This is a genomic window from Micromonospora sp. WMMD967 (genome assembly GCF_029626165.1).
In the GTDB taxonomy this organism is placed as follows: domain Bacteria; phylum Actinomycetota; class Actinomycetes; order Mycobacteriales; family Micromonosporaceae; genus Micromonospora; species Micromonospora taraxaci.
This window is the reverse complement of record NZ_JARUBK010000001.1, coordinates 6,046,940-6,066,837: the sequence shown is the minus strand read 5'-3', so window position 1 is coordinate 6,066,837 and position 19,898 is coordinate 6,046,940. Positions and strand designations below refer to the sequence as shown.

Below are 19,898 nucleotides of genomic sequence, written 5' to 3'. Positions count from 1 at the left end.
CCGAGGGATCTGGCGATGTGCTTCACGGCCGGTGCGACCCGGACCGGGAGGAAGGAACTGTCCGGCTGCCAGTCGAGCGGCGTCCGCTGTTGCCGTGACGACGTATGGGTCAGCCGGGTGGGTTGGGGCGGACGGGGAGCAGGTTGCGCTCTGCGAAGACCTTCTTGGCGACGAGCGTGGCGTTGACGGCCCGCGGCACGCCGCAGTAGACCACCGCCTGCAGGAGCGCCTCGACGATCTCCGACGGTGTCAGGCCCGCGTTGAGCGCGCCGTTGACGTGGACCTCCAGCTGGGCCTCGGCGTCACCGAGGCCCGTCAGGATGCCGAGGGTGAGCAGCTCCCGGTCCCGGCGCGCGAGTTGGGGCCGGACATAGAGATCCCCGTAGGACCAGGCAATGGAACGACGGCTGAGCTCGGGTGAGACGTCGGCGAGGGCGTCCAGGATTCTCTGCCCGGCGCCGCCGTCGGCCTGTCGCAGGGCCTCAAGACCCCGCTCGTACTGCTCGTCTCCCGCCATTGTCACGCCCTACCTTTGCCTAATCGTCCTGTCGGCCGGACCGGCGCGTACCCGTGACCGTGCCGGACAAACGGATGGCCTCCCGCGGGTCAGTCGCCGGTGAGCGTCTTGACGTTGTTGCGCGCTGAAGCAGTGCGTCGGCACGCTACTGCTGTTCGGTGATCCCTGAGGGTTGGAGCGTGTCGGCGATGAGGCGGAGTTGTTCCCGGGACAGCTCACCTCCGTAGCGGCGGTAGGCTGACCTGGCGTACATCGCAACGGGCGCCGACAGCGGTCAGGGCTTCCGCGACCAGGTCGACGGCCTGGCGTGGGCGATTGCTGTCGGCGCAGCCCGGTACGAGGAGGAGTAGCCGCTCGGCCGATGTGTGGTCCCGATCCGGCTGGTGCCACCGCCGGGAGCATTGAGCCCGGTGTGTAGCGCCACCACTGATGGAGGACACCGTAGGCATCGACGACAAGATCGACAATGCGGCGCTCGGTTGCGGACCGACGCGATGTAGCTCGGTTCGGATTGGTCTCAGGTTGGTAGGTGCAGGTGTTGCAGGTCCTCTGGCACTGGTAGGTCCGGTCGGTAGATCAGCATTGGCGGCTGGCTGTCGGTGTCGGCGCGGGCGGCGGGAGCGTCGGCGAGGGAGAACTGGTCGCGGAGTCGGCCGAAGAAGTCGTCGACGTCGGCGACGATGAGCTTCGCGCGGCGTCGGGCGGGGTAGACGGCGACCCAGTCGCCGGGGTCGAGAATTCCGTGTACGCGTCCGTCGACGACGACGGTGACCTGACCCGAGCGGGGGAGCACCTGGACGCCGACTGGTTCGTCCGGGGCGGTGACCAGGCTGCGGTTGAACGCCATGTGCGGGGCGACCGGGGTGAAGACGAGGGCGTTGAGGCGCGGTGACAGGACCGGTCCGCCTGCGGCGAAGGAGTAGGCGGTGGAGCCCGTCGGTGAGGCGACCATGACGCCGTCGGCGGAGTAGGTGGCGAACAGCCGCCCGGACAGGTAGACGGCCACGCTGGTCTGCCGGTCGCGGCCGAGTTTTTCGAAGACGACGTCGTTGAGGGCGTTCAGGCCCAGCGGGACGCCCCAGCCCACCTCGTCGGGCGTGCTCGGCCGGGGGAGGGGCGGGACGGCATCGGGACCCCGGCCGTACCGCAGCAGGGTCCGAAGCTCCGGTGGGATCTGCAGCGGTCGCGACGCCCGTAGGGTGAGCAGCATGCGTTGCTGGATGGTTGCGCGTCCGGCCAGGGCGGCGCCCAGCACCCTCGGCAGGTCCGTCGCGGCGAACGGGGTGAGGAAGCCGACCCGGCCGGCCTTCACGCCGAGGACGGGCGCGTCGGCCTCGACGGCGACGGCCAGTCCGCGCAGGAGAGTGCCGTCGCCGCCGATGGTGACGACGAGCTGAGGTCGTTGCGCCAGGTCGGCCAGCACGTCGGCGGGGCTCTGCTCGTCCTGCCAGACATTCAGGGTTTGCGACGTGGCACCGTGCTCGGCGCAGATCCGGGCCACCATCGCCGCCGTCTCAGCGGCCTGCGGCCTGGTCGGGTGTACGACGACGCCAACGAGCATCCGAACTCCTCCACGGCCTCTCGGCTGTCACCTCATCCGACGACGAACACTGCGGACTCACCCTACGTACATCATTCGTGGTGAGACTCGAGGCATCCCGGTCGTCACCGGCCGGGGTGCCGCGCCGCATCAGGCGGTGGCACACCTGCGCTGCTACGTGTCGACTAGTACTCCAGTGACATTTCGCGATCTGGCCCGGTGAGTCAGCGGATCAAGCCCACGGACCGTGCTTGGTATAGCTGGTGACGTGCTGGTTTGGTGTCGAGTTGTTCGAGGCCTTTGACGGCCCAGGACCGTAGCGGCTCGTCGTCGCCGTGAAGTTGGGCAACCAGCACGGGCAGCGCTTCCGCCGAGCGTGCTTCGCCGATGAGTTCAAGCATCCAGCAGCGCAGGCCGTGGTTGGGTTCGTGGTTGAACTCGGTGATCAGCTCTTCGAGGTGCTGCGCGGCGTGGGGTCGCAGCAGGTGGAATCCGTCTTCCTGCTTTTGCGGGTCGCGGCTGCGCATCAACCGCATGGCGCGCGAGAACTGGTTCGTCACGTCGTCTCCGGTGGGCCGCCGCAAGTGGAGCCCGGCCACCGCGTGATCATCGACGTTTGTCAAGACAACCGAAGATCGTGCAGTGGCCGCGGGCCATAGCGTAGACCTTGCCGGGTGGCAAGTGGTGTTCGAGGCCGCCGTGCAGCGGATCCCTGGCCGGTTCACCCGGCGCGAACCGCGGCTTGCCGCGCGGGCGTTCGTGACTGGTCTGTTGTCGCAGGCCGAGCGCAAAACGTGCTGGCAGCTGGCGGAACAGGCCGGTTATCGGCAGCCGGCGCCGTTGCAGCGGTTTCTGCGCACCGCAGTCTGGGACGCCGAGCAGGTCGTCTCCGACGTGCAAGGCCTGCTGGTGGAGCGGCTCGGAGGTCCGCAGGGCGTGCTGATCCCGGACGAGACCGGGTTCGTCAAGAAGGGCACCACGTCGGTGGGTGTGCAACGGCAGTACACCGGCACCGCCGGGCGGATCGAGAACAGCTAGGTCGCTGTGTTCCTCGCCTAAACCGGCGCCGGCGGCCGGGCGTTACTGGACCGGCGGCTCTACCCTGCCCGAATAGGCTTGGTGCGCCGACGCGTCGCGGCGCATCAGCGCGGGCGTGCCAGACGATGTCGGCTTCGCGACCAAACCCCGCCTCGCCCTGAACATGATCGACGCGGCGGTCCGGGCCGGGATCCCGGCCGGCTGGGTCGCCGGCGACGAGGTCTATGGCGCCGACCCGGACCTGCGTGCCGGGATCCGCGCCCACGGCCTGGGCTATGTCCTCGCGATCAGCTGCAACCGGCGGGTCACCGTCAACGACGGCCGGACCCGGATCCGCGCCGACGAGGTGGCCGCCCGGCTCACCGCCGACTGCTGGCAGCGTATGTCCGCCGGGATCGGCGCGAAAGGGCCCCGCGACTACGACTGGGCACAAGTCGTCATCGGTACCCGCGGCAACGCGTATCTGCTGATCCGCCGGCACCCGGAAACTGGTGAATCAGCGTTCTATCTGTGCTGGTCACCGCGCCGGGTGCCTCTCGCGACGCTGGTCCGGGTCGCCGGCAGCCGATGGGCAGTCGAGGAATGCTTCCAGAGCGCCAAGAACGAGGCCGGCCTGGACCACTACCAGGTCCGTGGCTGGACCGGCTGGCTTCGCTTCACCGCTCTGGCGATGCTCGCTCTCGCCATCCTCGCGGTCTGCGCCACGACCCAGCCGGCCGAACCCACCGACCTGACCCGGCCAGCCCGATCACGCGCACCGATCCGGCTTACCCGACCTCGGGACCGATGCCGCTGCTGGCCCCGGTGACCAGAGCGGTCGGGGAGACCTCGTCCATCTGGCTCCTGTCGACAAAGGAAGCTGCGGCGGGTCCGGAGCCGAACCGGCCTCGAACCCGCCGCCCGACGGGGTGCAGGCGTCGAGTGCAGCTAGCGACCTGCGCTGCCCGGACGTGGGGGACGGCCGATGCCCTGTCTGGACCGCACCGGTCGCCCGTCCACTACGGCGGGGCTCGTACAAGCCCCACCGGGTGTGCGCGGCGTCAATCTGGTCACCGTCGTTCCTCTCACCTCGCCCTTCCGACAACGAGCACATCGCGTACGGGGTGTGCGTCACAAGGCTCTTCACACCGCTGATACGCAAGCCGGCCGGGAATTGACGCCACCGATACGCCAGCTTGCCGTCAGAGCGCCGCCGGTCACCTGACGACTCTGCGTTGCGGCAGATCGTGTCTGCTGATGGCGGCGTCCGTGGTCGATTGGCTGCCGTTATGGGCGTGTGAAGAATCGTCGTGTCGTCGTACCAGGTGCGTGAAAGCCGTCGACGGTGGCCGGCCGGGCGCAATGAGATGGCGGAAGGGCGGACGCGATGGGCGGGTCCGCACGGTCGCCGGAGGCTTGCTGTGGCGGTGGATCGCAATCTGTGGGGAGCGCACGGTGCGCAGCGGACGCCGACGGTCGTCAGCGTGGCGATCGGTTGGACGGGGATGGTCGTTGCGTCCCTCTTGGCGGCGGCGCTGTTCTCACGGTCGGAGATGCCAGGGCGGGCACTCGTTGTCGCTGTGGCGGCTGGTGCCTTCGCGGCGATGGTCCCTGACCTGCGCGCCGTGGCCGCGGTTACCAGTTTGGCCATGGCCACGTTCGTCGGGTTTCTGGCGAACCAGTTCGGCGAGCTGATTGGCGGCGACGGTGCCTGGTCGTACGCGGTGGTGATCTGCTTCGCTGGGGTAGTCGGGACCGGCTACCGGATCATGCGGCAGGTTCGGCCGGTGCGACGCGAGGAAGCAGTACCGCTGCGGGTAGTCGCGGAGGGCGCCTCGCCTGGTGGACGTGATGTGGCGGCCGCAGCGCCGGACGACGCCTTCGACGGCCGTCGTGCGGCCTGAGGGGTCACGCCCGACAGGAGCCGGCGACTCTCGTCGGGAGTGTCATGACGCACGCGTCATCGAGGGAACAATCGCATCTGCGCCGTGGGCTTGACCCTGACGCTGCGTCAACCCTTCATCCTGGCCGCCATGAGCAATTCGCCAACACCAGCTCAGGTCGAGCAACCTGCGATCCGTGTGCGCGGCCTGGAGAAGTCGTTCAAGGATCTGAAGGTCCTGCGCGGCGTGGACATCGACGTGACGCAAGGCAGCATCTTCGCCCTGCTCGGCTCGAACGGGGCCGGTAAGACCACCGTGGTGAGGATTCTCTCGACGCTGCTCAAGGCCGACGCGGGGACCGCCTGGGTCAACAGCTTCGACGTCGCGGCACAGGCTGCTGAGGTACGCGAGTCGATCAGCCTCACCGGGCAGTTCGCTGCGGTCGACGAGATCCTCAGTGGGCGGGAGAATCTCGTCCTGGTCGCCAAGCTCCGGCACCTGAAAGGTCCGGGCGCGATCGCGGACGAACTGCTGCGTCGCTTCTCGCTGACCGAGGCGGGCAGCCGGAGGGTGGCGACGTACTCCGGTGGCATGCGCCGCCGCCTGGACATCGCGATGAGTCTCATCGGCAGCCCGCCGGTGATCTTCCTTGACGAGCCGACCACCGGGCTCGACCCGCAGGCACGCATCGAGGTGTGGCAAGCCGTCAAGGAACTCGCCACGGGCGGCACGACGGTACTGCTCACCACTCAGTACCTCGACGAGGCAGAGCACCTCGCCGACCGGATCGCGATCCTGCACGAGGGCCGGATCATCGTGCACGGCACCCTCGACGAGCTCAAGCAACTCCTCCCACCCGCGAAGATCGAGTACGTCGAGAAGCAGCCCAGCCTCGAGGACGTCTTCCTCACTCTCGTCGGCGCCCGAACGAACAAGGAACAGTGATGGACAAGCACTTCGTCGGCGACACTGCGGTTCTCCTGGGACGCTCGCTGCGCCACATCGCGCGCAGCCCGGACACCATCATCACCACCGCGATCATGCCGATCGCCTTCATGCTGCTCTTCGTGTACGTCTTCGGCGGCGCGATCGAGACCGGGACCGACTCGTACGTGAACTACCTGCTGCCCGGCATCCTGATCATCACGATCGCCTCGGGCATCTCCTACACGGCCTTCCGGCTCTTCCTGGACATGAAGGGCGGCATCTTCGAGCGTTTCCAGTCCATGCCGATCGCCCGCTCGTCGGTGTTGTGGGCGCACGTCCTGACCTCACTGGTCGCCAATCTGATCTCGCTCGTCGTTGTCATCGGCGTCGCCCTGATCATGGGCTTCCGGACGGGGGCGGACGTGTGGGGGTGGCTCGCGGTCGTCGGCATCCTGGTCCTGTTCACCCTGGCGCTGACCTGGATCGCCGTGATCCCCGGTCTCAGCGCGAAGACCCTGGACGGGGCGAGCGCGTTCTCCTACCCGCTCATCTTCCTGCCGTTCGTCAGCTCCGCCTTCGTCCCCACCGAGTCCATGCCCGGCCCGGTACGCGCCTTCGCCGAGCACCAGCCGGTGACCTCCATCGTCAACGCGATCCGGGACCTGTTCACCCAGCAGCCCATCGGCATCGACATCTGGATCGCCCTCGCCTGGTGCGTCGGTATCCTCGTCCTCGCCTACCTGATCGCCAACCTCACCTACCGTCGCAAGATCTCCTGACGATGCCGACCAGCGCCGCGCCACCTGCGGGCAGGATCAGAGGATGCTGACGATCGGTCAACTGGCCGCGTACGCGGGCGTCACGGTGCGGGCGGTGCGCCACTACCACCAGATCGGGCTCCTGCCGGAGCCGGAGCGGGACGCGTCGGGCTACCGGCGGTACGGCGCGACGGCGGTCGTATCGCTCATCAAGATCCGCACCCTCGCCGACGCCGGCGTGCCGCTGTCGCAGATCAGTCGGATGCTGGAAGCCGACGCACCAGCCTTCGCCGAGGCGATCCGAGCTATCGACAAGCACCTGTGCGACGAGATCCAACGGCTGGAGACCACCCGCACGCACATCGCGCAGCTCACCGCTGGCGACAGCCTGGCGCTTCCACCGGAGGTCGTCGCCTATCTCGACCGACTACGGGACATCGGGGCGTCCCCGCGGATGGTGGAGGCCGAACGGGACGGGTGGATCCTGGTCGCGGCACGCTGGCCCGACCGCGTCGTCGAGTGGATGCCCGGCAAGATCGCCTCTCTCGACGATCCGCAGGTCGTCCGGCTCTATCGGGTGCTCTCGGAGATCTTCGACGGGGACGAGGAGGACGACCCGCGGCTGGCGGAGGCCGCCGACATCATGGCCTGCCTGGCAGAGCAGGCATACGCCGCCAGCGAGGTGATTCCCGGCGAGGAGATCGACGACGATCTGCCGCACGACCTGGTTGACGCGCTTGCTGTCGAGTCCGACCCGCGGGTACGGCGGCTGCGGGAGTTGCTGCGCGAGCGCGGCTGGTCCGGGTGGAACCGGATGGAACGGGTGGCCGAGCCGCCCGGCTGATCTGCCGGCGCCGCTTCGCGCGCCTGACGTCGGCCTCGGGGTCTGAACACTTTCCCGGCTGATCGGCAATGTCAGGGTGGAGCGCGGACTTTGCCGAGGAGGGCCATGGCTTCGGATGCGGATTTGATAGGCCGGTCGCTGGATGGCGATGTCGACGCCTTCGTGGAGGTGGTCGAGCGTCATGAGGTCGCCGTCGGTTCGTACCTCGTACGCCGGGCTGGGCGGGATGCGGCTGAGGACCTTCTCGGTGAGGTGTGGGTTGCGGCGTTCGAGTCGCGGCGATCGTACGACCGGTCGTACAACGATGCGCGGCCGTGGCTGTACGGGGTGGCACTGAATCGCTTGCGGCGCTACTGGCGGTCCCGGCCGGCCGAGGACCTGGTCGCCGACGTGCCGGACGTGGCTACTGGGTGGGATCCGTGGTCGGCGGTGGACCTCGGCGTGGACGCGCGGGCGGTACTCCGGTCGGCCTTGACGCGGCTCAAACCCGAAGAGCGGGAGGTCCTGAGGCTCGTCGCCTGGGAGGACCTGACCGCAGCCGACGCCGCGCGGGCACTCGGCATACCGGCCGGCACCGCGCGGCGGCTGCTGAGCCAGGCCAGGACGGCACTGCGTGACGCCCCGGGGGTGTCCGCGCTTCTGAAGGATCGCAACAGCGCGAAGGAGAGACACCGATGACCGACGAGCTCGATCTGGTCGGTGCGTTGGGCAGCGCAGAACCACTACGCCCGGAGGCGTATCAGCGGGCGAGGGCGGTGCTGCGGGCGGCTATGGCCGACCCGGAAACCGCGCGGCTGTCGGGCGCGATATCGGCGGAGGACACGACTATGGAGGCGACGTCAACCATGGAAACGACGACTACCACGCAAGACCGCGAATCCAGCCCGGCGCTTCGGCGCCGCCGCGGGATCCGTGTCGCGCGCCGATTGGGCATTGGCGCCGGGGTGGGGGTCGCCGCCGCTGCGGCAGTCGTCGCTGTGGTGCTCAACTCGTCGGCGACCGGGGGCATGGAGGCCAGCACTGATGCTTCAGCCGCCCCCTCGGGTTCGACCACCGTCGACGGGTCGGCCGAGCGCGCGCCGCTGATGACCCTGGCCGGATCCATCACGACGGTCACCCCGGCGGCGGGCGACGCGTGGCTGGTGAAGGCGACGCAGGTCCACGGCACCAAGACCATGCAGGTCGTCTACACGTTGTACACCGACGGTCACGCGATCTACACGGGCAACAGCGTGAAGGACATCAAGCGTGCGATCGCCCGTAACCAGGACCAGATGACGGACGGCGGCTACGCTCCGCTCCTCAAGGCAGCCGTCGCCGCGGCGGACAGCAGCCCGTCCGACGGCCGGACCCAGATGCTCAAGGCAGCCAAGGATCCACTGGTCGGCCTCGACCCCGCAGCGCAGAAGGCAGTGTGGGACAAGCAGCAGGCGGACGCCCAGGTGATCATCAAGCAGAAGGGCGGCAACGTCGCGCCGAAGCCGTACAGCCCTCAGGCCGTTGAGTGGCACTTCGACAACGCCCTGTGGACGTACAGCACCCAAGCGCTGTCCGCCGGCAACGGCAACACGCAGGTACGGGCCGGTGTGCTGCGCCTGCTGTCCACCATCTCCGCGGTCAGCGTCAAGGACTCGACCACCCACGGCACGGCCACGCTGACGATCACCGCCGGCCCCGAGGTGTTCGGCGGCGAGGGCAGCGAGGTGCTGACCGTCGACGCCACGACCGGCATGCTGGTCAAGGACGTCGCCATCGTGCCGGGTCTTGCCACGGCCTCCACGACCTACGAATCCTCCCGCGTCAAGAAGGCCGACCTGTAGGTCCCACGCACCAGCAATCCGACGGACGGGTGTAGCGCGCCCGGCGTTCGATGACGGTGCGGGCCGCCCAGAGGCGACCCGCACCGTCGTGCTGTTGTTCGCACGGCCCGTGCCCTGACCGCGATGATCGACGCGTGACGGACATCCCGGACCTGGCACCCTATGACCACTACCGGGCGCCCCGGACGCCGTCGCCATCGGATGGCTGGATTCGAGCATGCCCATTTACTGCAGCTTGGGCCAGTACTCCGGATCGTCCGTCGCCGCGGCGTACCTCAGACGGTCAGCCGGTCTTGGTGGCGAAGGCGCCGCCGTCGCCGAACGCGAGCCGCGCGAAGTTGTCGGCGATGCGGCGATGTCCGGCCGGGTCGGGGTGCACCTCGTCGGGAAGCGGCAGTTCGGCGTAGTCCGCCTCGCCGTACAGGTCGCGTCCGTCGAGGTAGTGCAGGTTCGGGTCATCGGCCGAGCGCTGTTCGACGATCCGGGCGAGTTCGTCGCGGATGACGTTGAGGGTCAGCCGTCCGGCGCTGCGCTCGGCCGGATCGCCAGTGGCCTTGAACCGCGGAGTCCCGCCCTCGAAGTCCGGCGCGAGAGGGCCGGGCGTGTCCTCCTGAACCGGGCACAGGATGGCGGACACGACCAGCAGTGGTGTGGTCGGGTGCCCTTCACGGACAGTGTCCAGGAAGCCGTGGACCGCGGGGGTGAAGGCGCGTAGACGCATCACGTCGCTGTTGACGATGTTGATGCCGATCTTGACACTGATCAGGTCCGCAGGGATGTCCCGCATGGCGCGGGCGGTGAACGGGTCGAGCAGCGCGCTCCCGCCGAACCCCAGGTTGACCAGCTCTACGCCGCCCTCGGCCGCGGCCAGGGCAGGCCAGATGGCGGTGGGGTGACCGGCGTTCGAGCCGTGGCTGATGGAACTGCCGTGATGCAGCCACGTCCTGCGGCCGCTGGGCGGGGTGTGCTCGACGGGCGCGTCGGTGCGCAGGGCGATCAACTCGGTGATCTCCGTGTGCGGAAGCCAGATCTCGATGTCTTTCCCACCCTCCGGCAGACCCGCGAAGCGGGCTGTGCCGGACGGTCCTTCGGCCAGCACCGAGGTTTGGGTGAACATGTTGGTAACCGTCCGGACGTTGCCTTCGGGCACCGAGGCCTGTGCGGCCAGGCGACCGTTGATCAGCAGGTCGTAGACGCCGTCCGGTGGGGGCGGGAAGCCTTGGTAGACCCGCTTGGTGGGCAGCGTGTCCAGTTCGATGGTGGTGGCCCGGGTACGGAAAGCCAGCCGCACGCCGGAGGGCTGAGCCTCAGCCATGGCCAGTTGGTCGTCGGGGATCTGCTGGCGCGCCCGGGCGGTCAGCCGATGCGGCAGGAGACCGCGCGTGGTCGCCTCCAGATCGACAAAGCCGCGCAGGAGACCCGCGGTGATCGGGGTGGTGATCCACTGGTGTTCGGTGGGCATTGCCTCAAGCCTCTCGATCGAGATCTCGATGTCCATCGGCGCTCCGCGCTGCGAACGCTGGCGGTGGTGCGGCCGTCGTCGGGTCAGCGCGTGCTGTGGGTACGCAACATCGCGTCGAGTGAATCCACGATCCATTCCCAGGATTCCAGCGCGTGGGGAGCGCTGTGTTCGAAACCACCGGCTAGCTCCAAGCTGACGTAGCCGTGGAAGACGCTGCCCAGCATCCGGACCGCGTGGGTCGCGTCCGGCTCGTCCAACCCGTAGCCCCGCAAGATCGCGCGGGCCATCTGCGCGTGCCGGACGCCGGCACTGGCGGCTGCCGTTTCCGGATCGAGCCGGAGCCGGGCGGCGGCGTAGCGGCCGGGGTGCTCCCTGGCGTAGTCGCGGTAGGCGTCGGCGAACGCGGCCAGAGCGTCCCTGCCGGCCCGACCGGCGACGGCATCGGCGACGCGGTCGGCGAGTTCCTCCAGCGAGAACAGCGCGATGCGGGTCCTGAGGTCCTGTGAGTTCTTCAGGTGGGAATACAGGCTCGGGACCTTGACGTCGAACCGCCGAGCGAGCGCCGAGACGGTGACCTGGTCGAAGCCGACCTCGTCAGCCAGTTCCGCCCCCGCTCGGGTCAGACGCTCCGGCGTCAGTCCTGGTCTGTCCACAACACCTCCCTTGTCCTACAACTATTATGCTTCTGCCTAATGCCTGTAGGCAAATTCGGCAGCAGGTCGACCGTGGCGGCGTTGCGTACGGCCAGAGGGTAGAACGTTCGGTCTTGACGATGCGGGGTTGTTCTGACATGCTGAACAAGACAGAACGATCGGTCTTCCTAGCCCCTCCGCTGAAAGGGTCACCCGTGACCACGATTGCTGCTTCACCAGGTATTTCCCAGACGGCTTCCGCGCTGCGGCGGCTGTACTTCGTCCGCTTCGCATTCGCCATCGTCTGGGCCGGCGTGACGATCGCCACCGCCAAGGAGATCGGTCCGCTCGCGGTGACGCTGTTCGTGCTCTACCCGCTGTTCGACGTGGGCGCCGCCATCTACGACCTCCGTTCCACGCGCGCCACCGGCTCGCCGAACCTGCTGTACGTGAACATCGCGGTAAGCCTGCTCGCCGCCGTCGGTGTGGGTGTCGCCAGCTCGTCCGGCATCCCCGCCGTCCTGCGCGTCTGGGGCGCGTGGGCTGTCGTGGCCGGTCTGGTGCAGTTGGTCGTGGGGGTCACCCGTCGGAAGATGGGCGGGCAGTGGCCGATGATCATCAGTGGCGGCATCTCGGTTCTGGCCGGTGGGTCCTTCATCGCCAGCGCCTCAGCGGCCGACCCGTCGCTGACCAACGCCGCCGGCTACGCCATTCCCGGCGCCATCTTTTTCCTCATCGCGGCCATCCGCCTCGGCCGTGCCGCGAAGGGCAACTGACATGACGACCATCGAGTACGACGTCGTCGTGATCGGTGCCGGTCCGGTCGGGGAGAACGTGGCCGATCGGGTCGTGCGGGGCGGGCTGACCGCCGCGATTGTCGAGCGGGAGTTGGTCGGCGGTGAGTGCTCGTACTGGGCCTGCATGCCGACCAAAGCGTTGCTGCGCAGCGCGTCCGCGTTGCGCGCGGCTCGCCACCTGCCGGGTGCGCGGGAGGCGGTGACGGGAGACCTGGACGCGGTTGCGGTGCTGGGCCGGCGGGACTCCTTCGCGTCGCATTGGCAGGACGACGGTCAGGTGTCCTGGCTGGAGTCGGCTGGCATCGCACTGCACCGCGGTCAGGGGCGGATCAGTTCTGCCCGCGTTGTCGAGGTGACCGGCGTCGACGGTGTCACGACGACGCTGACCGCGCGGCACGCCGTGGTCGTCGCGACCGGCAGCAGCGCCCTGTTGCCGGATATCCCGGGGCTGCGCGAGTCGACGCCGTGGTCCAGTCGCGAGGCTGCTTCGGCCAGTTCGGTTCCCCGTCGGCTCGCCATCATCGGTGGTGGCGTGGTCGCGGCCGAGATGGCGACCGCGTTCGCCGCGCTGGGGTCTGCGGTGACGGTGCTGGCCCGCGATGGTGTGTTGCCGTCGGCGGAGCCGTTCGCCGGTGAACTGGTCACGGAGTCGTTGCGCGAGGCCGGTGTGTCCGTACGCCTCGGCGCGGAGGCCGTCGCCGTCACGCGAGACGACAGCGGAACCGTCCACATCGAGACCGCCGCAGGCGAGCGGGTCGAGGCCGACGAGGTGCTGGTAGCGGTCGGTCGTACACCCAACACCCAGGACATCGGCCTTGACCGCATCGGGCTCGCGCCCGGTGCGTGGCTGGCGGTCGACGACACCCTGCGCGTCGTCGGCGGCGGCGAGTGGCTCTACGCGGCGGGCGACGTGAACCGGCGGGTGCTGCTGACGCATCAGGGCAAGTACCAGGCGCGGGCGGTGGGCGACGTGATCGTGGCCCGGGCGAAGGGCGAGAAGGTCGAGGACGGCCGGTGGGGCCGGCACGTGGCGACGGCCGACGAACGTGCGGTGCCGCAGGTGGTCTTCACCGACCCGGAGATCGCGTCGGTGGGCCTGACCGCGGCCGCGGCCGAGGCAGCTGGGCTGCGGATCCGGGTGGTGGACTACGACCTTGGGGCTGTCGCCGGAGCTTCCCTGCACGCCGATGGCTACCGGGGGCACGTCCGCATGGTCGTCGACGAGGACCGGAAGGTGATCGTGGGCTTCGCTCTCGCCGGCCCGGACGTCGCGGAACTGATCCACGCCGCGACCATCGCCATCGTCGGCGAGGTCCCGCTGGACCGGCTGTGGCACGCGGTCCCGGCCTACCCGACCGTCAGTGAGGTGTGGCTGCGGCTCTTGGAGACCTACGGCCGCTGAATTCAGGTCCGCAGTATTGGTTTTGTCCGAAATAGAGCAAAGACTGAGGAGAGCCCCATGCCCACCAAGATCACAATCATCGTCGACAACCCTGCGAACCCCGACGACTTCGAGCGGGCCTACGCGGACGTCAAGGCTGCCGCGGCGACGTTCCCTAAGCTGCAGCGCCTTGAGTCCGCGAAGGTGTGGCCGAAGGAGGATGGCACCGCTACCCCCGCCTACCGGACGCTCGACCTCTACTTCGACAGCTACGAAGACGCCTCCGCGGCAGTCGCGACAACCGTTGCCGCTGATGTCTTCGGCACCCTCGTGGGCACGCAGGTCACGTTCAAGGGGCTGTTCTCGGACATCGAGCAGGCCTGAGGATGGCAAGCTCCGACGGGCGTAGGCGGGAACGACGCCTACGCCCGTCGGGACGCTCCCGCTGGCCCGGTTGGCACCGGTCTCAGCGTGACTCCGGCAGCGGGAGCATTCCGAGATGACGACGTCGCTCGAATGGCTACCCCTGTCCTGAACCGGTCGCCGGCCACCCCTTCGGCGCCGGCGATCATTCGGGCTTTGGGTTGCTGGCAAACGTCTACGACTGCAACCGCTTCGTCCAGTTCATGCCCGCGATCCGGCGCGACGCCGAGCGGCACTGTTCGAGGTGGCAGGCGGCCAACGAACCGGTGCCGCCGGTCGCCCAAGGCAGGGGGAGGGCCGTCCGGCTCGCGGGCCAGACGAGCGGCGGTACGGAAGACGACGGATACTCACCTGATGACTGCACCGGATCTCGACCCCGAACAGTATCCGCCCATCGATCCGCGTGAGCCGGTGCCCGACGACGCGGGCGTCCTACTGCCCGGTGCGGCGGACGAACTGCCCGAAGCCCCGGTCGAACCGATGCCGGATGATGGTGGCAACGCCGGCGGCGTGCGCGAGCCCGCATAGATCTGTCCCGGGACGAGCGCGGCAAGAACCCGACCACCGACGGCGGCCAGCCGTACCACCGTTGGCAGACTCGTTCGCCGGGCCGCTCAGCAGCGGGCGCCGCTCGAGGTCGAGGCCCATCAGGCGCGGCGGATCGGCACCCGCTGCCACCAGGTGAGGCACCGCCAGAGCCATTCGAGCGGGCCGATTCTCGAAGCCGACCCCGCCCGACAAGCCCACCCCCAACCGGGACCACGATCCCCGGCTGGAGTGTCAGGGCGTGAACTGCGGCACCACGTCGGCGAGTGCATGGTCGAGGATTTCCAGGCCCAGGTCCAGCTCCGCGTGGCTGGAGGTGAGCGTCGGCGCGATGCGGAAGACGCCGCCCATGCCGGGCAGCTGCACCACGTTGATGTGCAGGCCCAGCTCCAGGCAACGCTCTGTCACTGCGGCGCCCAGCGCGTCGGCCGGTCGTTTCGACTCCCGGTCGCTGACCAGCTCGAGCCCGACCAGCAGCCCGCGGCCCCGCACGTCGCCGATCACAGGGTGCCGTTCGCTGATCTCCTGAAGGCCCTTTCGCAGGTACGAGCCCAGGTGCGCCGCCTGATCGTCGAGCCGGTCGGCCTCCAGCACGTCCAAGACCGTGTTGCCGACCGCGGCCACCAGCGGGTCCGAGACGTGCGTGGTGAAGAAGAGAAAGCCGCGCTCGTGCGCGGTCTGCTCGATCTCCGGGCTGGTCACCACAGCAGCCAGCGGCAGGCCGGCACCGAGCGTCTTGGACAGGGTCAGGATGTCCGGCACGACGCCGTCACGCTGGAACGCGTACCACTCGCCGGTGCGGCACAGACCGGTCTGCGCCTCGTCGAGGATCAACAGCCCGCCCCGCTCGTGCACCTTGTCGCGCAGCGCCAGGAGATATCCCGGCGGCAGGTCGATCACTCCACCGGAGCTGAGGATCGGTTCGACGACGCACGCCGCCAGGCTGCCCACCGACTGGGCGTCGAACAGCTCGAACGCGAACTCCAGCTGACGCCGCCAGTCCAACTCGCCGGTGGGAGAGGTGAAGTCGGGTCGGTACGCGTTCGGCGTCGGGATGGCGAAGTTGCCGGGCGCCGCTGGCCCGTACCCCTTGCGTCCCGAGCTGTAGGTGGCGCTCGCCGCAGCCTGCGTCATCCCGTGCCAGGACCGGGCGAACGAGATGATTTCGTGCCGGCCGGTAACCAGCTTCGCCATGCGGATCGCCGCCTCGTTGGATTCCGCGCCGGTGGTGAGCAGCAGGACCTTCTCCAGCGGCGCGGGCAACGAGCCGGCGAGGCGGCGTGCCAGCTCGACCACGGGCCGGCTCAGCATGCCACTGAACAGGTGGTCGAGAGTGGCTGCCTGCCGCTGGATCGTGGCTACGACGGCCGGGTGGGAGTGGCCGAGGATCGCGCTCATCTGCCCCGACGTGAAGTCGAGGAGGCGGCGGCCGTCGGCGGTGAAGACGAAGCTGCCCTCGGCACGGTCGATGATCTCACGTACGAAACTGCCGGCGCCGATGTAGCGGACCAGGTGACGATCGGCGTCGGACCAGAACGAATCAGCCATGGACCGACGCTAGGCAGCCCGGACAGACCCGTCCATCGGCCGGTGCGGCTCACTGCGGCCGGAATGTTGCTCGCCGGCCGGACCAGTTCGGGCGCCTGGCCACGAGGTCGCGGAAGCTCTATACGGATCCACGGCGGGTCTTGCCCTTCGCCCATCAGCGAGGGCGAACCAGTCCGTTGTCGTACGCGAAGATCACCGCCTGGATCCGGTCGCGGGCCCCGATCTTGGACAGGACCCGTCCGACGTGCTTCTTCACTGTCGACTCGGTCAGCGTGAAGCGCTCGGCGATCTCGGTGTTGGTGGCGCCCTGGCCGATCGCTTCGAGCACCTCGCGCTCCCGCTCGCTCAGCGTGCTCAGGCGCGGATCCTCGGACGTGGGCGCCGGTTCCTGCAGGTAGGCGTCCATCAGCTTGCGGGTCAGGCTGGGAGCGACCACCGAGTCGCCGGCAGCCACGGCGCGGATGGCCGCGATGAGCTCGTCGGGCCGGGCGTCCTTGAGCAGGAAGCCGCTCGCCCCGGCCCGCAGCCCGGCATAGACGTATTCGTCCAGGTCGAAGGTGGTCAGGATCAGGATGCGGGTGCGCGAGCCGCCCGCCGTTATGCGGCGGGTCGCCTCGATGCCGTCCATGCCGGGCATGCGTACGTCCATGAGCACCACGTCGGGGCGGCTCTGGTCGACCATCCGCACCGCCTCGGCACCGCTCGAGGCCTCGCCGACCACTGTCATTCCGGAGGTGCCATCGAGCAGCATCTTGAAACCCATGCGCTGCAGCGGCTGGTCGTCGGCGATCAGCACTGTTGTCATGCGGGCTCCTTGAGGACGACGTCGACCACCCAGCCGTGTTCGGCCGGGCCGGCGGTCACCACCCCGCCGTACATGGCCCCGCGTTCACGCATGCCGAGCAGGCCGTGGCTCGGGGCGGCGGGGGCGCCACGGCCGTTGTCGCGTACGCGGACCCGTACCTCTCCGTCGGAGACACTGAGACGTACGTCAGCGGTCGCGCCCCGTCCGGCGTGTTTGAGGGTGTTGGTTAGCGCTTCCTGGACGATGCGGTAGACCGCGAGCTGCAGCCCCTTGCCGAGGGTGTGCAGCTCGCCCGAGGTGGAGTAGGTGACCGGCAGCCCGGCTGCCCGCACACTCGGTAGTAGCCGGTCGAGATCGTCGATGCCGGGCTGCGGTCTCAGCTGCGGATCGGTGTCCTCCCCGCGCAGCACGCCCAGCACCCGGCGCAGCTCCGCGAGCGCTTGGCGGCCGGTCTCGCCGATCAGCCGCAGTGGTTCGGCGGTCTGCTCCTGCCGCGATCTGGCGAGGGCGGCGCTGCCGTCCGCGAGGCCGACGATCACCGAGACGTGATGGCCGACGATGTCGTGCATCTCGCGGGCCACACGGGCCCGCTCCTCGGCGACGGCCAGGCGGGCCTGCTGATCCCGTTCGATCTCGAGGCGGGCGGCCCGGTCCTCCAGGGCGACGAGGTACGCCCGGCGGGTGCGCACCGCGACGCCGGACGCGATCGCCGCCACTGTCGCCCCGAGGGCCAACAACGACGTGAGGGTGCGGTTCTCCGTGACCGACCCGAGCAGGTAGATCTCCGCGAGCAGTTGGGCCACCGTGATCGCGGAGGCCCAGGCCAGCGACTGCCAGGCACCTCGGGAGGCGACCCCGAAGAGCATCACCAGCAGGATCACCCCGGCGCCGACGCCGGTGTCCAGACCGACCAGGAGGAGGTCGGTGACCGCGGTGGCCAGGAACGCCGGGAACGGGTACCGCCGCCGCCAGTAGAGCGGTGGCAGCAGCACCACTGTCGCGATGGTCGCCGACAGGGGTTTCTCGATGATGTTCGGGATGCTGAAGAGCACGATCGGGACGGCTACCAGGGTGTCGGTGACCCACCGGTGGCGCCGGTCGAACGCCCGCAGCCGTGCCTGTCGGTCCACGAGCCATCCCTGCGTGCTCATCGCCCGAGTCTCCCTTACGCGTCGGTCTTCTTGAGCCGATAGGCGGCAGCGGCGAGCGCCACGACCACGTACCCGGCGAAGACGGCGAGACCGGCCCACGGACCCAGCGTGCCGTCCGTGGGAGCCAGTGCCATCACGGCGCTGCCCGCGTTGCTGGGCAGGTACGGGGTGACGGCATCGGCGATCGAGTCTGGCAGCAGCGGGGCCAGACCGGGCACGATCAGCAGCAGACCCGCCAGGATCGTGATGGCACCGGCGCTGGAGCGGACGAGCATGCCGAGCGCGACGCCGAGCACCGCGACCAGGCCGAGATAGAGACCGGCGCCGAGCAGGGCCCGCGGCACACCGTCGTCACCGAGGCCCAAGGGGTCGACGTTGCCGTTGAGTACGGCCGACCCTGCCGCGAAAGCGGCGAAAGCGCCGGCGGTCATCGTGACGAAGGCGGCCGAGCCAGCGACGAGGCTCTTCGACCACAGCACCGGCAACCGGCGCGGCACCGCGGCGAGGGTCGCCCGGATCATGCCGGTGGTGTATTCGCCCGCGCCCAGCAGCGCACCGAGCACACCGACGGACAGGGCGGCCAGGCCGCTGCCGGACAGGACCAGGCCCACCGAGCTCATGTTGTCGCCGGAGAAGGACGCCGCGGCGATCATGCCGAAGGCGATCAGGAGGAAGACGGAGATGCCGGTCGTGATCCAGGTGGAGCGCAGGGAGGAGAACTTGGTCCATTCGGCGGCGGTGACGCCACCAGCGGTGATCTTCATCGGGCGGCCTCGTATTCGACAGCGTCGCGGGTCAGGTCCATGAACGCCTCCTCCAAGGAGGCGTTCTGCGGGGTGAGTTCGAACAGCGGGATGCCGCGGGCGGCCGCGGCCAGCCCGATCTTGCGGGCGGTGGTGCCGGCGACGAGCAGCTCCTCGGCACCTGTCGAGGTGACAGTGACGCCCGGGCCGGCAATCGTCGTGCGCAGCGCGTCCGGGGTGGGAGTGACGACCCGGACCCCCTCGGCGGTCACGAGATCGGCCACGGTGGTGTCGGCCAGCAGTCTGCCCCGGCCGATGATGACCAGGTGGTCCGCGATCCGCGAGACCTCGCTCATCAGATGCGAGGACAGCATCACGGTGCGGCCTTCAGCGGCCAGGCCGCTGAGCAGGTCACGTACCCAGAGGACACCCTCGGGGTCGAGGCCGTTGACCGGCTCGTCGAGCATCACCACGGCCGGGTCCCCGAGCAGCGCGGCGGCGATGCCGAGCCGCTGACCCATGCCGAGGGAGAATGCGCCGACCCGTTTGTGGGCGACGGCCGAGAGGCCGGCCAGCTCGAGCACCTCGTCGACGCGCGAGCGTGGAATGCCGTTCGTCCGAGCCATGGAGAGAAGGTGGCTGACCGCCGTACGCCCCGGGTGCACGGCCTTGGCCTCGAGCAGAACGCCGATCTCGCGCAGCGGTGCCTTCGACGACGTGTAGGGCTTGCCGTTGACCAGCACGTCACCCGAGGTCGGCGCATCGAGGCCGACGATCATCCGCATGGTCGTCGACTTGCCGGCGCCGTTGGGCCCGAGGAAGCCGGTGACCTGTCCCGGCTTCGCGGTGAACGACAGCTGGTCGACGACCGTCTTCGCGCCGTACCGCTTGGTTACTTCGCGTACTTGAATCATGCTCACCACGCTAGGTCCGGGCGCGGCGCCCAACGTGGTACCGCGGTCGGCTCTTCCGGCCGACCGTTGGTACCCAGGTTCTACGGGGGCGTCGCTACGTCAGGGTGTTTCACCGACGCGAACGCCGCCCCGCCGACGGTCGTGTCAGATCGCGGCGGCCACCGCGGGGGAGCCAGTGCGCGACGCGGGC

20 protein-coding genes and 1 pseudogene are annotated in these 19,898 nt (G+C 69.1%); 11 read left to right on the top strand and 10 right to left on the bottom strand.

What is annotated here, in order from left to right:
• Positions 1–109: 109 nt before the first annotated feature.
• From O7631_RS27315 to O7631_RS27305, 3 genes are all read right to left on the bottom strand, one after another.
• The gene (locus O7631_RS27315; RefSeq protein WP_278148032.1) at positions 110–517 is read right to left on the bottom strand and encodes a carboxymuconolactone decarboxylase family protein; all 408 of its coding nucleotides are present in this window, start codon (positions 515–517) and stop codon (positions 110–112) included.
• A 517-nt stretch (positions 518–1,034) separates the two neighbouring features.
• Entirely contained in the window at positions 1,035–2,078 is a 1,044-nt protein-coding gene (locus O7631_RS27310; RefSeq protein WP_278146915.1) for an NAD(+)/NADH kinase, read from the bottom strand.
• 203 nt (positions 2,079–2,281) lie between these two features.
• Positions 2,282–2,617 (bottom strand): HEAT repeat domain-containing protein, encoded by a 336-nt coding sequence (locus O7631_RS27305; RefSeq protein WP_278146914.1) that lies wholly within the window; start codon positions 2,615–2,617, stop codon positions 2,282–2,284.
• Between the two features lie 82 nt (positions 2,618–2,699).
• On the opposite strand from O7631_RS27305, the pseudogene O7631_RS27300 reads away from it, so the two are divergent.
• From O7631_RS27300 to O7631_RS27270, 7 genes and pseudogenes are all read left to right on the top strand, one after another.
• Positions 2,700–3,903 (top strand): annotated as a pseudogene (locus tag O7631_RS27300) (IS701 family transposase).
• Between the two features lie 592 nt (positions 3,904–4,495).
• Positions 4,496–4,978, top strand: a complete 483-nt coding sequence (locus O7631_RS27295; protein ID WP_278146913.1) for a hypothetical protein — start codon at positions 4,496–4,498, stop codon at positions 4,976–4,978.
• Between the two features lie 129 nt (positions 4,979–5,107).
• Entirely contained in the window at positions 5,108–5,902 is a 795-nt protein-coding gene (locus tag O7631_RS27290; RefSeq protein ID WP_278146912.1) for an ATP-binding cassette domain-containing protein, read from the top strand.
• Complete coding sequence (locus O7631_RS27285) at positions 5,902–6,663, top strand: ABC transporter permease (RefSeq protein WP_278146911.1); 762 nt, start codon at positions 5,902–5,904, stop codon at positions 6,661–6,663. Before O7631_RS27290 ends, O7631_RS27285 begins: the two co-directional genes overlap by 1 nt.
• A 43-nt stretch (positions 6,664–6,706) precedes the next feature.
• The gene (locus O7631_RS27280) at positions 6,707–7,486 is read left to right on the top strand and encodes a MerR family transcriptional regulator (protein WP_278146910.1); all 780 of its coding nucleotides are present in this window, start codon (positions 6,707–6,709) and stop codon (positions 7,484–7,486) included.
• Between the two features lie 105 nt (positions 7,487–7,591).
• The gene (locus O7631_RS27275; protein WP_278146909.1) at positions 7,592–8,164 is read left to right on the top strand and encodes a sigma-70 family RNA polymerase sigma factor; all 573 of its coding nucleotides are present in this window, start codon (positions 7,592–7,594) and stop codon (positions 8,162–8,164) included.
• A complete protein-coding gene (locus O7631_RS27270; protein WP_278146908.1) occupies positions 8,161–9,306 on the top strand; it encodes a hypothetical protein in 1,146 nt (381 codons plus the stop codon). The genes O7631_RS27275 and O7631_RS27270 overlap by 4 nt, the downstream gene beginning before the upstream one ends.
• Positions 9,307–9,589: 283 nt before the next feature.
• Here the strand turns inward: O7631_RS27270 and O7631_RS27265 are convergent, their stop codons facing one another.
• Positions 9,590–10,804 carry a GDSL-type esterase/lipase family protein gene (locus O7631_RS27265; RefSeq protein ID WP_278146907.1) on the bottom strand — a complete coding sequence of 405 codons (1,215 nt, stop codon included), beginning with the start codon at positions 10,802–10,804 and terminating at the stop codon, positions 9,590–9,592.
• 47 nt (positions 10,805–10,851) lie between these two features.
• Entirely contained in the window at positions 10,852–11,421 is a 570-nt protein-coding gene (locus tag O7631_RS27260) for a TetR/AcrR family transcriptional regulator (protein WP_278146906.1), read from the bottom strand.
• Positions 11,422–11,540: 119 nt separating this feature from the next.
• Between O7631_RS27260 and O7631_RS27255 the strand changes: the two genes are divergently transcribed.
• From O7631_RS27255 to O7631_RS27240, 4 genes are all read left to right on the top strand, one after another.
• Complete coding sequence (locus O7631_RS27255; RefSeq protein ID WP_278148031.1) at positions 11,541–12,176, top strand: hypothetical protein; 636 nt, start codon at positions 11,541–11,543, stop codon at positions 12,174–12,176.
• Between the two features lies 1 nt (position 12,177).
• Positions 12,178–13,599 carry an NAD(P)/FAD-dependent oxidoreductase gene (locus O7631_RS27250; protein WP_278146905.1) on the top strand — a complete coding sequence of 474 codons (1,422 nt, stop codon included), beginning with the start codon at positions 12,178–12,180 and terminating at the stop codon, positions 13,597–13,599.
• A 57-nt stretch (positions 13,600–13,656) separates the two neighbouring features.
• Positions 13,657–13,962 carry a hypothetical protein gene (locus tag O7631_RS27245; RefSeq protein ID WP_278146904.1) on the top strand — a complete coding sequence of 102 codons (306 nt, stop codon included), beginning with the start codon at positions 13,657–13,659 and terminating at the stop codon, positions 13,960–13,962.
• 393 nt (positions 13,963–14,355) lie between these two features.
• Complete coding sequence (locus O7631_RS27240) at positions 14,356–14,529, top strand: hypothetical protein (protein ID WP_278146903.1); 174 nt, start codon at positions 14,356–14,358, stop codon at positions 14,527–14,529.
• Positions 14,530–14,781: 252 nt separating this feature from the next.
• On the opposite strand, the gene O7631_RS27235 is transcribed toward O7631_RS27240, so the two are convergent.
• The 5 genes from O7631_RS27235 to O7631_RS27215 form a co-directional block, all read right to left on the bottom strand.
• Entirely contained in the window at positions 14,782–16,095 is a 1,314-nt protein-coding gene (locus O7631_RS27235) for an aspartate aminotransferase family protein (protein WP_278146902.1), read from the bottom strand.
• A gap of 154 nt (positions 16,096–16,249) precedes the next feature.
• Positions 16,250–16,900: a response regulator transcription factor gene (locus tag O7631_RS27230; protein WP_278146901.1), complete on the bottom strand. Its 651-nt coding sequence runs from the start codon at positions 16,898–16,900 to the stop codon at positions 16,250–16,252.
• On the bottom strand, positions 16,897–18,051 hold the full coding sequence (locus O7631_RS27225) for a sensor histidine kinase (protein ID WP_278146900.1): 1,155 nt from the start codon (positions 18,049–18,051) through the stop codon (positions 16,897–16,899). The genes O7631_RS27230 and O7631_RS27225 overlap by 4 nt, the downstream gene beginning before the upstream one ends.
• A gap of 14 nt (positions 18,052–18,065) precedes the next feature.
• Complete coding sequence (locus tag O7631_RS27220; protein ID WP_278146899.1) at positions 18,066–18,815, bottom strand: ABC transporter permease; 750 nt, start codon at positions 18,813–18,815, stop codon at positions 18,066–18,068.
• Entirely contained in the window at positions 18,812–19,708 is an 897-nt protein-coding gene (locus tag O7631_RS27215) for an ABC transporter ATP-binding protein (RefSeq protein ID WP_278146898.1), read from the bottom strand. Before O7631_RS27215 ends, O7631_RS27220 begins: the two co-directional genes overlap by 4 nt.
• Positions 19,709–19,898: the final 190 nt, after the last annotated feature.